Origin of the sequence: Streptomyces sp. NPDC052107, from assembly GCF_040680215.1 — a bacterium.
GTDB lineage: Bacteria > Actinomycetota > Actinomycetes > Streptomycetales > Streptomycetaceae > Streptomyces.
In genome coordinates, this window is the sequence record NZ_JBFAWG010000002.1 from 274549 (window position 1) to 287210 (window position 12662).

At 71.5% G+C, this 12662-nt stretch carries 12 protein-coding genes; 11 read left to right on the forward strand and 1 reads right to left on the reverse strand.

The genetic code is table 11. From position 1 onward, the window contains the following. Positions 1-51: 51 nt before the first annotated feature. Positions 52-1284 carry a cysteine desulfurase gene (locus AB0M27_RS03175; RefSeq protein WP_365717325.1) on the reverse strand — a complete coding sequence of 411 codons (1233 nt, stop codon included), beginning with the start codon at positions 1282-1284 and terminating at the stop codon, positions 52-54. A 95-nt stretch (positions 1285-1379) separates the two neighbouring features. Here AB0M27_RS03175 and AB0M27_RS03180 point away from each other — a divergent pair, with 95 nt between their 5' ends. From AB0M27_RS03180 to AB0M27_RS03230, 11 genes are all read left to right on the forward strand, one after another. Beyond that, on the forward strand, positions 1380-1991 hold the full coding sequence (locus AB0M27_RS03180) for an ABATE domain-containing protein (protein ID WP_365717327.1): 612 nt from the start codon (positions 1380-1382) through the stop codon (positions 1989-1991). Between the two features lie 183 nt (positions 1992-2174). Then, entirely contained in the window at positions 2175-4727 is a 2553-nt protein-coding gene (locus AB0M27_RS03185) for a YfhO family protein (RefSeq protein WP_365717329.1), read from the forward strand. Between the two features lie 23 nt (positions 4728-4750). Then, positions 4751-5701 (forward strand): glycosyltransferase family 2 protein, encoded by a 951-nt coding sequence (locus tag AB0M27_RS03190; protein ID WP_365717331.1) that lies wholly within the window; start codon positions 4751-4753, stop codon positions 5699-5701. Then, positions 5698-6081: a GtrA family protein gene (locus tag AB0M27_RS03195; RefSeq protein WP_365717333.1), complete on the forward strand. Its 384-nt coding sequence runs from the start codon at positions 5698-5700 to the stop codon at positions 6079-6081. Before AB0M27_RS03190 ends, AB0M27_RS03195 begins: the two co-directional genes overlap by 4 nt. Before the next feature lie 57 nt (positions 6082-6138). Then, complete coding sequence (argC, locus tag AB0M27_RS03200; protein WP_365717335.1) at positions 6139-7179, forward strand: N-acetyl-gamma-glutamyl-phosphate reductase; 1041 nt, start codon at positions 6139-6141, stop codon at positions 7177-7179. After that, positions 7176-8327, forward strand: a complete 1152-nt coding sequence (gene argJ / locus AB0M27_RS03205; protein ID WP_365717337.1) for a bifunctional glutamate N-acetyltransferase/amino-acid acetyltransferase ArgJ — start codon at positions 7176-7178, stop codon at positions 8325-8327. Before argC ends, argJ begins: the two co-directional genes overlap by 4 nt. Next, positions 8324-9229, forward strand: coding sequence for an acetylglutamate kinase (gene argB, locus AB0M27_RS03210; RefSeq protein WP_365717339.1), 906 nt, complete (start codon positions 8324-8326; stop codon positions 9227-9229). The genes argJ and argB overlap by 4 nt, the downstream gene beginning before the upstream one ends. Further along, positions 9226-10461: an acetylornithine transaminase gene (locus AB0M27_RS03215; protein WP_365717341.1), complete on the forward strand. Its 1236-nt coding sequence runs from the start codon at positions 9226-9228 to the stop codon at positions 10459-10461. The genes argB and AB0M27_RS03215 overlap by 4 nt, the downstream gene beginning before the upstream one ends. A 7-nt stretch (positions 10462-10468) precedes the next feature. Then, entirely contained in the window at positions 10469-11014 is a 546-nt protein-coding gene (locus tag AB0M27_RS03220; RefSeq protein WP_365717343.1) for an arginine repressor, read from the forward strand. 110 nt (positions 11015-11124) lie between these two features. Beyond that, positions 11125-11712, forward strand: a complete 588-nt coding sequence (locus tag AB0M27_RS03225; protein ID WP_365717345.1) for a sigma-70 family RNA polymerase sigma factor — start codon at positions 11125-11127, stop codon at positions 11710-11712. Next, on the forward strand, positions 11702-12466 hold the full coding sequence (locus AB0M27_RS03230; RefSeq protein ID WP_365717347.1) for a hypothetical protein: 765 nt from the start codon (positions 11702-11704) through the stop codon (positions 12464-12466). The genes AB0M27_RS03225 and AB0M27_RS03230 overlap by 11 nt, the downstream gene beginning before the upstream one ends. Positions 12467-12662 lie beyond the last annotated feature (196 nt).

Below are 12662 nucleotides of genomic sequence, written 5' to 3' on the forward strand. Positions count from 1 at the left end.
CCAAGAACGGTAGAACCTGGAGCGCGCTCCAGGTCAAGCGCGGTCCGGCGATCAGACGCCGAAGTACTTCTGGGCCGCCCGCACGCCCTCCACCAGCGCGTCCGCCTCGGCCGGCGTGTTGTAGACGTAGAAGCTCGCCCGGGTCGTCGCCGGGATGCCGTACCGCTTCACGATCGGGCGGGCGCAGTGGTGGCCGACGCGGACGGCCACGCCCCGCTCGTCCAGCACCTGGCCCACGTCGTGCGGGTGGATGCCGTCGACCGTGAAGGAGACCGCCGAACCCCGGTCCGTGAGTTCGGTGGGGCCGACGATCCGGACGCCCGGGACCTCGGCGAGCAGCTCCAGTGCGCGGGCGGTGAGCGCCTCCTCGTGCGCCGCCACCTCCGCCATGCCGAGCCGCTCCAGGTACTCCACCGCCGCAGCGAGCCCCACCGCCTGCGAGGTCATCGGCACGCCCGCCTCGAAGCGCTGCGGCGGCGGCAGGAACGTGGTGCGGTCCATCTCCACGATCTCGATCATCGAGCCGCCGGTCAGGAACGGCGGCAGTCCGGCGAGCAGGTCCGCGCGGCCCCACAGCACGCCGACGCCGTTCGGGCCGAGCATCTTGTGCCCGGAGAAGGCGAGGAAGTCCGCGCCCAGTTCCGTCACGTCGACCGGGCGGTGCGGCACGGACTGGGCGCCGTCCACGACCACCAGCGTGCCGAACGCATGTGCGCGGCCGGCGAGTTCGCGCACCGGGTTGAGCGTGCCGAGCACATTGGACTGGTGGCTGAGGGCGAGCACCTTGGTGCGCTCGTCCAGCAGCTCCTCGGCTCGGGACAGGTCGAGCCGGCCCTCGTCGGTGAGCCCGAACCAGTCGAGGCTCGCCCCGCTCCGCTCCGCGAGCTGCTGCCAGGGGACCAGGTTCGCGTGGTGCTCCATCTCCGTCACCACGATCCGGTCGCCCGGACCGAGCCGGCCGGCGTTGCCCAGCGCGTAGGCGACCAGGTTGATGCCCTCGGTGGTGTTGCGGGTGAAGACCACCTCGTCGGCGGCGGCGCCGATGAACCGGGCGACGGTCTGCCGGGCCTGCTCGTACGCCTCCGTCGCCTCGCCCGCCAGCTGGTGCGCGCCGCGGTGCACGGCCGCGTTGCGGTTCAGGTAGAAGTCCCGCTCGGCGTCGAGCACCTGCAGGGGTTTCTGGGTGGTGGCGCCGGAGTCCAGGTAGACGAGCGGGGCGCCGCCGTCCAGGGTCCGCTCCAGGATCGGGAAGTCCTTGCGCAGCGCGTGCACGTCGAAGGCCACGACGGCTCACCTCTCACGGTCTTGTCTCACGGTTTTCGCTATTGTTCTCCGTGAGACACGCTAAGTCCTCCTCACGGAGAACCGCAAGGATTACCATGAGGGCCGTGCATCACGAGGCCCCCGTCTACCTGCATCGGCTCCCGGTCCCGGGCGAGGACCGGTATCTCTCGCTGGCGCTGGTCAACACGCGCTTCACCGTCAGCCACGGCCAGGTCGACCTGCTCGACGACACCGAGGCCGCGCATCTCTGGCTCGTCCGGCACGAGTTGCTGCCCGACCGGGTGGTGATCAACGGCAGGCAGTCCGGCAGGCTGCGCACCCTGCGTGAGGCGCTGCGCACCCTCTTCGAGGCCCGCGTCCGTGCGGCTCTCCCGCCCGCCGACGCCCTCGACACCCTCAACACCGCGCTCGCCGCCGCGCCCGCCACCCCCCGGCTCGCCTGGACCGCCGACGGCCCCCACCGCGCGGACCTCCCCGACACCGGAAACCCGGCCGCCGCCGCGCTCTCGCTGCTCGCCGAGGACGCCACCGAGCTGCTCACCGGCGCCGACGCCGACCAACTCACCGAGTGCGCCGCCCAGGGCTGCGCCCGTTGGTTCCTGCGCTCCCACGGCGCCCGCCGCTGGTGCACCACCAAGTGCGGCAACCGGGTCCGGGCCGCCCGTGCCTACGCCGCACGCAAGACCGGTCCGTCCAGTTCACCTTAAAAACACCTCCCGGAAATCAGAGCTTTTCCAGGAAGTCATTAAATTCATGCGGTGTTTCCCGTATTCGGAGGGCAGCGCGCCACTTTTGGGTACGCGCACAACCAACCCGAAACACGGACCGTCTAAGTCGGCGAAAAAGACGGGCACACCTTTGTGGGGGAACGCCGGAAAATGCAACAGGGTGTGACACCGATATCCCCTCCGAGGCGTGCCGCCGCCCTGCTCGCCGCGGCCGTCGCCATCACGGCGTTCTGCGCGGGTGACGTCCTCGCCCGCAGCTACCCCTTCGGACCGCGCACCCGCAGCGTCAACGACCTCGGCAACCAGTACGTGCCCTTCCACGCCCACCTGTGGGACCTGCTGCACGGCCACGCCGACGGCGGCCTCCTGGTCAACTGGCAGTCCGGGTACGGCTCTAGCTTCCTGCCCGACCTCGGCACCTACCTCGGCAGCCCCTTCGCCCTGCTCGTCGCCGTCTTCCCACGGGACCGGATCGACCTCGCCGTCTACGTCGTCACGGTCCTGAAGATCGCCTGCGCCGCGGCCGCCATGGCCTGGCTGCTGCTCACCCTGCGGCCCGGGCGCTGGTGGGCCGCCGGACTGCTCGGCGCCTCCTACGCGCTGTGCGGCTGGACCGTGGCCGACGCCGACTACAACCCGATGTGGCTCGACGGGCTGATCGCCCTGCCGCTGCTGTGCCTGGTCGGCGAATGGGCGACCGCGGGTCGCCGGCGCCTCCTCGGCGTCCCCGTAGTCGCGCTCGCCTGGACCGCCAACTTCTACACCGCCTACATGGCCACCCTCGGCGCCGCCCTGGTCCTGTTGCTGCGCCTGCTGCTCGCCCGCCCGCCGCGCCGGCAGGCCCTCGCGGCGGCCGGCCGCGCCACCCTCACCGTCGCCCTCGGCGTCGGCCTCGCCGCCCCGCTCGTCACGGTGATCTACTTCGGTACGAAGTACGCCTACCCCGGCCGCGTACGGCAGTTCACCCCCGTGCCCGGCGAGGACCTGCTGGCCCGCCTCCTGCCCACGACCTACGGTTTCGGCTCCCCGGCCCTCTACGTCGGCATCACCGCCCTGGTGCTCGCCCTCGCCCTGCCCTTCCACCGCGCGGTCCCCGCCCCGGTGCGCGCGGGCTGGACCACGCTCGTACTCGCGGTCGCCCTGTCGCTCCAGTGGGCGCCCACCAGTCTGGTCTGGCACGCCTTCGCCACCCCGCAGGGCAGCTCCTACCGGCAGGCCTTCGTCCTGTGCGGACTGCTGGTCATCGCCGCCTGGCACGCCCTGTCGTACGGCCTTCCCGACGGACGGGCCCTCGGCGCCGCGACCGCGCTGCTCGTCCTGATCACCGCCGTCGCGAGCCGCAGCACGCTCGTGCGGCCGCACACCTGGCCGGTGCTGTTGCTCGCCGTCACGGGCACCCTGACCGGACTCGTCCTCCTCGGCCGCGCCGGGCCGCGCACGCGACTCGCCGGCCTGGCCGTCGTACTCCTCCTCGGCGCACAGATCGGCGAGACCGCCGCCACCTCCGCCGTCGCCACCAAGCTGCGCCTGAAGCACCTGGACGACTACGCGCCCTGGGGACAGCGGCAGCGGCGGCAGGCGGCGGCGATCGCCGAGGCCGACGGCTGGCCCCGCTACCGCACCGACCCCGGCCGCGACCAGACGGTCGGCAACGACCCGATGCTGGTCGGCGGCCAGGGCGCCCAGTACTACAGCAGCCTCACCCCGGACGTCCTCAGCCGCACCCTCACCGCCCTCGGCGGCGGCTGGACCTCGCGCGGCCGCAGTGTGCAGAGCCTGGACAACGCCGTCACCGACGTGGTCTTCTCCGTCGGCGCCCGGTTGCACAACCCGCCGGACCCGCACCAGGGGGCGCTGCCCGGGACCACCGGGACGATCACCGTGACCCGGCGCGAGGTGCCGCCCCTGGTGACCGTGCGGACCGCTCCCGACGGCACCCCCTTCGGCCCCTCGCCGTACCGAAACCAGGAACTGCTGCTCGGCAGCCGGGTCTACACCGTGCCCCGCGTCGCCGTGTACGACGACTTCGGAAAGCCGGTGAAGAGCCGCTCCGTGGGCTCAGGGAACGCCATGACCGGGCCGACGATCACCGCCCGCTGTCCGGCCGGGACACAAGTGAACCTGTGGGCCCCGCACTTCTCCGGCACCGCGCGGCTCGCGGGCTCCGGCACCGACGTCCCCTTCCGGTTCGAGTACGGCCGCAACCGCGCCGCCATGGAACCGCTCGGCCGTACCCCTGCCTCCGGGCGCGTGCGGATCGAGCTGACCCCGGACCGTCCCGGCCGTGTCCCGCCCGGCGCGGTCGGCTGCCTGGACACGGCGCGGCTGCACACCGCAGCGGCCCGGCTGAAGGCCACCGGCGCCACCGAGGTGAGCGTCTCCGACGGCACCGTCCACGCCCGACTGCCCGCCGGCAGCAAAGGGATCGCGGTCGTCGCCGCACCCCGCATCGCCGGCTGGCGCTGCGCAACCGGCGACGGCGCGGCCAGGCCCGCCGGCGATTACCACGGCCTGATCGCCGTCCGCCTCGACGGCCGCTCGACCAGTCTGACCTGCAGCTTCCACCCACCCGGCCGGCGGCTGGGCACGATCGTCGGCCTCGTCTCGCTCGCGGCCCTCGCCGTGCTCACCGCCCTCACCGCCGTCCGCCGTCGGCGCGCCCCCGTGCCGCCCACGACCACACCACCACGCGAGCGCGTGACCACCGCACCCTGACCGCGCCCCTGGGGGGATCCGCCATGCTGATATCGATCGTCGCACCCTGCTACAACGAGGAAGACGTCCTCGAACGCTTCCACGAGAAGATCCAGAGCGTCGCCGAGGAACTGCTGCCGCTCGGCCACGACATGGAGTTCGTGTACGTCGACGACGGCAGCCGCGACCGTACGCTCGCCGTCCTGAAACACCTGGCCGACCTTGACGCACGGGTCCGCTATGTCTCCTTCAGCCGCAACTTCGGCAAGGAGGCCGCCCTGCTCGCCGGCCTGCGGCACGCCTCCGGCGACTCCGTGATCGTCATGGACGCCGACCTCCAGCACCCGCCGGAACTGATCCGGAGGATGATCCAGCTGCGCGAGGAGGGCCACGACCAGGTCATCGCCCGGCGCAGCCGCACCGGCGACGGTCTCGCCCGGACCCTCACCGCACGCCTGTACTACCGGCTCGTCAACCGCCTGGTCGACGTCGAACTCGTCGACGGCGTCGGAGACTTCCGGCTGCTCTCGCGCCGCGTGGTGGACGCCGTGCTGGCCCTCACCGAGTACAACCGCTTCTCCAAGGGCCTGTTCGCCTGGGTGGGTTTCCCGAGCACCACCTTCGAGTACGAGAACGCCGCGCGCGAGGCCGGCAACAGCTCCTGGAACCTGCGTGGACTGCTCAACTACGGCATCGACGGACTGCTGTCCTTCAATAACCGCCCGCTGCGCGCCGCCCTCTGGCTGGGCATGGGACTGCTGCTGTGCGCGGGCCTCTACACCGCCTGGATCGTGGGCGCCGCGCTGATCAACGGGGTCCAGACTCCGGGCTATGTGACCATCATCACCGCCGTGACGGCCCTGGCGGGGGTGCAGATGGTCATGCTGGGAGTGATCGGGGAGTACACCGGCCGCATCTACTACGAGGTGAAGGGTCGTCCGCACTTCCTGGTGAAGGCGACCAACGTGGAACGGACGAAAGACCTCATTCCTTGAAGCGACAGATCCTCACGTTCGCCGCGGTCGGTGTGATCAACACCGCCACCTATTACTGCCTTTACCTGCTGTTCCTGAACTGGCTGCCCTATCTCTTCGCGCATGTCATCGCCTTTGTGATCAGTATGGTCGGCTCGTTTTTCCTGAATGCGCGCTTCACCTATCGGACGCGGCCGACCTGGCGTAAATTCCTGCTGTTCCCGCTGACGAACGTCACCAATTTCCTGGTCACGACGTCGGGCGTCTACGTCGTCGTCGACGTCCTCCACGCGGGGAGTCGCTTCGCCCCGCTGCTCGCCTCGGCGGCGGCGATCCCGGTCACCTTCGTCGTGTCCCGCTGGGTGATGCTTCCCAGGCAGATCGCCCAGCCGCCCGCATAGTTCGTTGCATAAAACTGCGGCAGTACGTATAGTCATGCCATCACGAGGAGGATGGACATGGCGGTACGTGCGGCGGTGGCCGGAGCGAGCGGATACGCGGGCGGCGAGGTCCTGCGCCTGCTCCTCGCGCACCCCGAGGTCGAGATCGGTGCCCTGACCGGAAACTCCAACGCCGGCCAGCGGCTCGGCGCGCTGCAGCCGCATCTGCCGCCCCTGGCCGACCGCGTGCTCACCGAGACCACGGCCGAGGCGCTCGCCGGGCAGGGCCGTCGGCATGATGTCGTCTTCCTCGCGCTGCCGCACGGGCAGTCCGCCGCCGTCGCCGAGCAGCTCGGGCCCGATGTCCTCGTGGTCGACATGGGCGCCGACTTCCGGCTGAAGGACCCGGCCGACTGGGAGAAGTTCTACGGCTCCGCGCACGCCGGCACCTGGCCCTACGGCCTCCCCGAACTTCCGGGCGCCCGCGCCGCGCTGGAGGGGGCCAAGCGCATCGCGGTGCCCGGTTGCTACCCCACCGCCGTCACCCTCGCCCTGTTCCCGGCCTACGCCGCCCAGATCGCCGAGCCCGAGGCGGTGATCGTCGCCGCGTCCGGCACCTCCGGCGCGGGCAAGGCACCCAAGCCGCATCTGCTCGGCAGCGAGGTCATGGGCTCCATGGCGCCGTACGGCGTTGGCGGCGGCCACCGGCACACCCCCGAGATGATCCAGAACCTCAGCGGGGCGGCGGGGGAGCGGGTCTCGGTCTCCTTCACGCCGACGCTCGCGCCGATGCCGCGCGGGATCCTCGCCACGTGCAGCGCGTCCGCGAAGGCGGGTGTCACCGCGGAGTCGGTCCGCGCCGCCTACGAGAAGGCCTACGCCGACGAGCCCTTCGTCCATCTGCTCCCCGAGGGCCAGTGGCCCGCGACGGCGTCCGTCTACGGTTCCAACGCCGTTCAGCTGCAGGTCGCGTACGACGAGAGCGTGGGCCGCATCATCGCGATCAGCGCCATCGACAACCTGACCAAGGGCACCGCCGGCGGTGCCGTCCAGAGCATGAACATCGCCCTCGGTCTTCCCGAGGCCATGGGGCTTTCCACGATCGGAGTCGCACCGTGAGTGTCACGGCAGCCAAGGGATTCACGGCGGCGGGGATCGCCGCCGGGATCAAGGAGAACGGCAACCCCGACCTGGCCCTCGTGGTCAACAACGGGCCGCGCCGTGCCGCCGCGGGCGTCTTCACCTCCAACCGTGTGAAGGCCGCGCCGGTGCTGTGGTCCGAGCAGGTCCTCAAGAGCGGCCAGGTCTCCGCCGTCGTCCTCAATTCCGGCGGCGCCAACGCCTGCACCGGTCCCAAGGGCTTCCAGGACACCCACGCGACCGCCGAGAAGGTGGCCGAGGTGCTCGGCCGGGGCGCCATCGAGGTCGCCGTGTGCTCCACCGGGCTCATCGGCGTCCTGCTGCCCATGGACAAGCTGCTCCCGGGTGTCGAGACGGCGGCCGACCAGCTGTCGGAGCACGGGGGCGAGAAGGCCGCCATCGCGATCAAGACCACCGACACCGTGCACAAGACCTCCGTCGTCACCAAGGAGGGCTGGACCGTTGGCGGCATGGCCAAGGGCGCCGGCATGCTCGCCCCCGGCCTCGCCACCATGCTGGTCGTCCTCACCACGGACGCGGAGTTGGACAGCGACGCACTGGACCGGGCGCTGCGCGCGGCCACGAAGGTCACCTTCGACCGTGTCGACTCCGACGGCTGCATGTCCACCAACGACACCGTCCTGCTGCTCGCCTCCGGCGCCTCCGGCATCACCCCGGAGTTCGAGGAGTTCGCCGACGCCGTACGGCAGGTGTGCGACGACCTCGGGCAGCAGCTCATCCGGGACGCCGAGGGCGCCAGCAAGGACATCAAGGTGGAGGTGGTCAACGCGGCGAGCGAGGCGGACGCCGTCGAGGTGGGCCGCTCCATCGCCCGCAACAACCTCCTCAAGTGCGCGATCCACGGCGAGGACCCCAACTGGGGCCGGGTGCTCTCCGCGATCGGCACCACCGAGGCCGCCTTCGAGCCGGACCGGCTGGGCGTCGCCATCAACGGCGTGTGGGTGTGCAAGAACGGTTCGGTCGGCGAGGACCGCGAGAAGGTCGACATGCGCTACCGCGAGGTGCACATCGTCGCCGACCTGGCCGCGGGCGCCGAGACCGCGACGATCTGGACCAACGACCTCACCGCCGACTACGTCCACGAGAACAGCGCCTACTCGTCATGAGCACTCGCAAGCACACGGCCCTGCCGAAAGCCCAGATCCTCATCGAGGCGCTGCCCTGGCTGACCCGGCACCACGGCAAGATCGTCGTCATCAAGTTCGGCGGCAACGCCATGGTGAACGAGGAACTGAAGGCCGCCTTCGCGCAGGACGTCGTCTTCCTGCGGCACGCCGGCCTCAAGCCGGTCGTCGTCCACGGCGGCGGCCCTCAGATCAGCGCCGCCCTCGACCGGCACGGCATCGTCAGCGAGTTCAAGGCGGGCCTGCGCGTCACCACCGAGGACGCCATGGACGTCGTACGGATGGTGCTGGCGGGGCAGGTGCAGCGGGAGCTGGTCGGTCTGCTCAACCAGCACGGGCCGCTCGCCGTCGGCCTGACCGGCGAGGACGCGCACACCATCACCGCCACCAGGCACCAGCCCGAGATCGACGGCGAACTGGTCGACATCGGGCGGGTCGGCGAGATCACCGCGATCGACACGGGCGCCATCGAGGCGCTGCTCGCCGACGGCCGTATCCCGGTCGTGTCGTCGATCGCCCGCTCCCAGGACGACCACCATGTCTACAACGTCAATGCTGATACGGCGGCTGCGGCACTCGCTGCGGCACTGGGCGCCGAGACCCTCATGGTCCTCACCGACGTCGAGGGCCTCTATGAGGACTGGCCGAACTCCGACGAGGTGATCAGTCGCCTCACCGCTTCCCAACTGGAGAAGCTGCTGCCGGAGTTGAGCTCCGGCATGGTGCCGAAGATGGAGGGCTGCCTGTACGCCGTGCGCAACGGGGTGCACACCGCCCGCGTCATCGACGGCCGGGTCCAGCACTCGATCCTGCTGGAGATCTTCACCGACGAAGGCATCGGCACGATGGTCGTGCCCGACGAGCTCGAGGGGGACGCACAGTGACGGGCAACCAGGGCAACCAGGGGCACCAGGCCAACCAGGAGCTGACCCAGCGCTGGCAGGGCGCGCTCATGAACAACTACGGCACCCCCCGCCTGCCCCTCGTGCGCGGCGAGGGCGTCAAGGTGTGGGACGCCGAGGGCCGGGAGTACCACGACTTCGTCGGCGGCATCGCCACCAACGCCCTCGGTCACGCCCACCCGGCGATCGTCGAGGCCGTCAGCAGGCAGATCGCCTCCCTCGGCCACATCTCCAACTTCTTCATGGCCGAGCCCACCGTCGCCCTCGCCGAACGGCTGCTCCAGCTCTTCGGCCGGGAGGGCCGCGTCTTCTTCTGCAACTCCGGCGCCGAGGCCAACGAGACCGCCTTCAAGATCGGCCGGCTCACCGGGCGCACCCACATGGTCGCCACCACCGGTGGTTTCCACGGCCGTACGATGGGCGCCCTCGCGCTCACCGGCCAGCCTGCCAAGCAGGACCCCTTCCTGCCGCTGCCCGGCGAGGTCACCCACGTGCCCTACGGCGACGCCCAGGCGCTCGCGGCGGCGGTCACCGAGGAGACCGCTCTGGTGATCATCGAGCCGGTCCAGGGCGAGAACGGGGTGGTGGTGCCCCCGGCCGGCTATCTGAAGGCCGCCCGCGCGATCACCGCCGCCACCGGCGCCCTGCTGGTGCTGGACGAGGTGCAGACCGGCATCGGCCGCACCGGGACCTGGTTCGAGTACCAGGCCCACGAGGGCGTCCTGCCCGATGTCGTCACCCTCGCCAAGCAGCTCGGCGGCGGACTGCCGCTCGGCGCCACCGTGGCCTTCGGCCGGGCCGCCGAACTGCTCCAGCCGGGCCAGCACGGTACGACCTTCGGCGGCAGCCCGGTCGCCTGCGCCGCCGGACTGGCCGTGCTCGACACCATCGCGCACGAGGGCCTGCTGGAGAACGTCAAGCGGCAGGGCGAGAAGCTGCGCGAGGGAATCGAGGGGCTGGGCCACCCGCTGATCGATTATGTGCGGGGTGCCGGCCTGCTCCTGGGTATCGTGCTCACCGGGCCGCGCGCGCCACAGGTGCAGCAGGCGGCCCAGGAGGCCGGGTTCCTGGTGAACGCCCCCGCCCCCGACGTCGTACGGCTCATGCCGCCGCTGAACCTGACCGACGACGAGGTGGGAGCGTTCCTGCAGGTGCTGCCCGGCGTCCTCGACGCAGCGAACCCAGTGGATGGGGACGGACGATCCGAAGAATAGGACGACGATGAGCCAGGCGCAGGACCACGAGCAGGCGGCGGGTACCGGACCGGCCGTCCCGCAGACACGTACCGCGCGGCACCGCCGGATCGTGGACATCCTCAACCGGCAGCCGGTGCGGTCGCAGAGTCAGCTGGCGAAGCTGCTCGCCGACGACGGGCTGAGCGTCACCCAGGCGACGCTCTCCCGGGACCTCGACGAGCTGAACGCGGTGAAGATCCGCAACACCGACGGCGAGCTGATCTACGCGGTGCCGAGCGAGGGCGGATTCCGCACCCCCCGTGCCCCGTTGGGGGGGTCGGCCAAGGAGGAGCGCATGCGGCGCCTGTCCCAGGAGCTGCTGATCTCCGCGGAGGCCTCCGCCAACCTCGTCGTCCTGCGCACCCCGCCGGGGGCCGCCCAGTTCCTCGCCTCGGCCATCGACCAGGCGGAGCTGCACGACATCCTGGGCACGATCGCCGGCGACGACACGCTGCTGCTGATCAGCCGGGACCCGAGCGGGGGCCAGGCCCTGGCGGACCACCTGCTGCGGCTGGCACAGAACGGGCACTGAACCCGCATGCGGCCCCCCGCCCGCGGGCGGAGAATGACAGTGTGATCTTCCGCGGCGGGCGGGCAGGTGGGCGGGCAATCCCCTGGTGGCCGTCGGCCGTATACAGGGGTGTGTCGGGTTTCCGGTTCCCCGTGGACCGCCTCCCGGACGAAGCCCTGCTGGCCGGGCTGGCCACCGGTGATCCGGAACTGGCGGTGATCTTCGTACGCAGGTTTCAGCACCGGGTCTTCGGGGTTGCCATGGCCGTCACCGGGGATAAGCAACTCGCCGAGGACGTCGCTCAGTTGACGTTCGAGCGCGCATGGCGGCACGCCCAGATCTACGACTCGCGCCGCGGCTCGGTCAGCACCTGGCTGACGACCATCGCGCACAACCTCGCCGTCGACGCCGTCCGGGCCCGGCGGACCGAGCCGATGGCACCCGAGGACCTCGACTCCGTCATCGGCGTCGTCACCGAGACCCCCGAGCAGTGGGCGCTGGCCGACGAGGCCTCCTCCCAGCTGCGGGCCGCCGTGGCGCGGTTGCCCCGGGAACAGGCAAGGGCCCTGGTGATGGCGGGCATCTACGGGATGACGGCCCAGCAGATCGCCGACGCGGAGCGCATCCCGCTGGGCACCGCCAAGACACGGATCAGGGCAGCCATGGCGAAACTGCGCACCACGCTCGCGTCTCCGAAGCGAGGCGACCATGTCCAGTGACGCGAACTGCGACAAGCTGCGCGAGATCGGCGCCGAGCTGGCCCTGGGCGTGCTGCCCGGCCGGGAGCGCGCCGAGGCGGTCGCCCATCTGGACCGGTGCGCGGACTGCCGGGAGTACGTCCGTCAGCTCACCCTGGTCGGCGACCGGCTGATCGGCCTGCTGCCGGACGGCGAGCCCCCGGCCGGGTTCGAGACCCGAGTGGCGCGCAGGCTGGCCGAGCAGGCTTCGGCGCCCGAGGCTCCCGCGGGCGCGTCCGGCCGTGCGTCCCGGAAGCTGCGCGGGCGTGCCCGGCGTGCCCGGCTGCGGCTCGCGGCCGTCGCCACCGCGCTCACCGTCGCCGTCGGCTTCGCCGGCTGGGGGATCGGCACCGCCATCGAGGAGGTCGTCGCCTCGACGGCGCCCGCCTCGGTGTCCGAGCCCATGCTGGTCGGCGACATGACCTCGGCCACGAGCGGCGGCGGCAAGGTCGGCGAGGTCTACGCCCACCCAGGGACCCCCGGCTGGATCTTCGTGTCCGTCGATTCCGCCGGCCCCCGCGGCGCGTACACCGGCAAGGTCACCTGTCTCCTGCAGCACTCCGACGGCACGACCGTCCGGGTCGGCGCCTTCCCCCTGACCGCCGGACGCGGCGAGTGGGGTGTGGCCGCGCCCGGTGACCTCTCGACCCTCTCCGGCGCCCGGCTGACGACACCCGGCGGCACCGTCCTCGCCACGGCCCACCTGGAGATGGGGCACGTCGTGGAGCCGTCGTAGCCGACGCTGGGCCGGCCCGCGTCAGGGGCGCCGCGGCAAGGTCCCCCTCCAGGGCCGCGGCCAGCTCCGCGACCGTCGGCCGCGCGGCCGGGTCGGCTCGCAGACAGGCGTCGATCGCGCCGGCGAGCGCGGGCGGCAGCCGCCGCCGGGACGCGATCGGCGGGGCCGCCTCCTCGGCCTGCGGGTACCAGTCGTC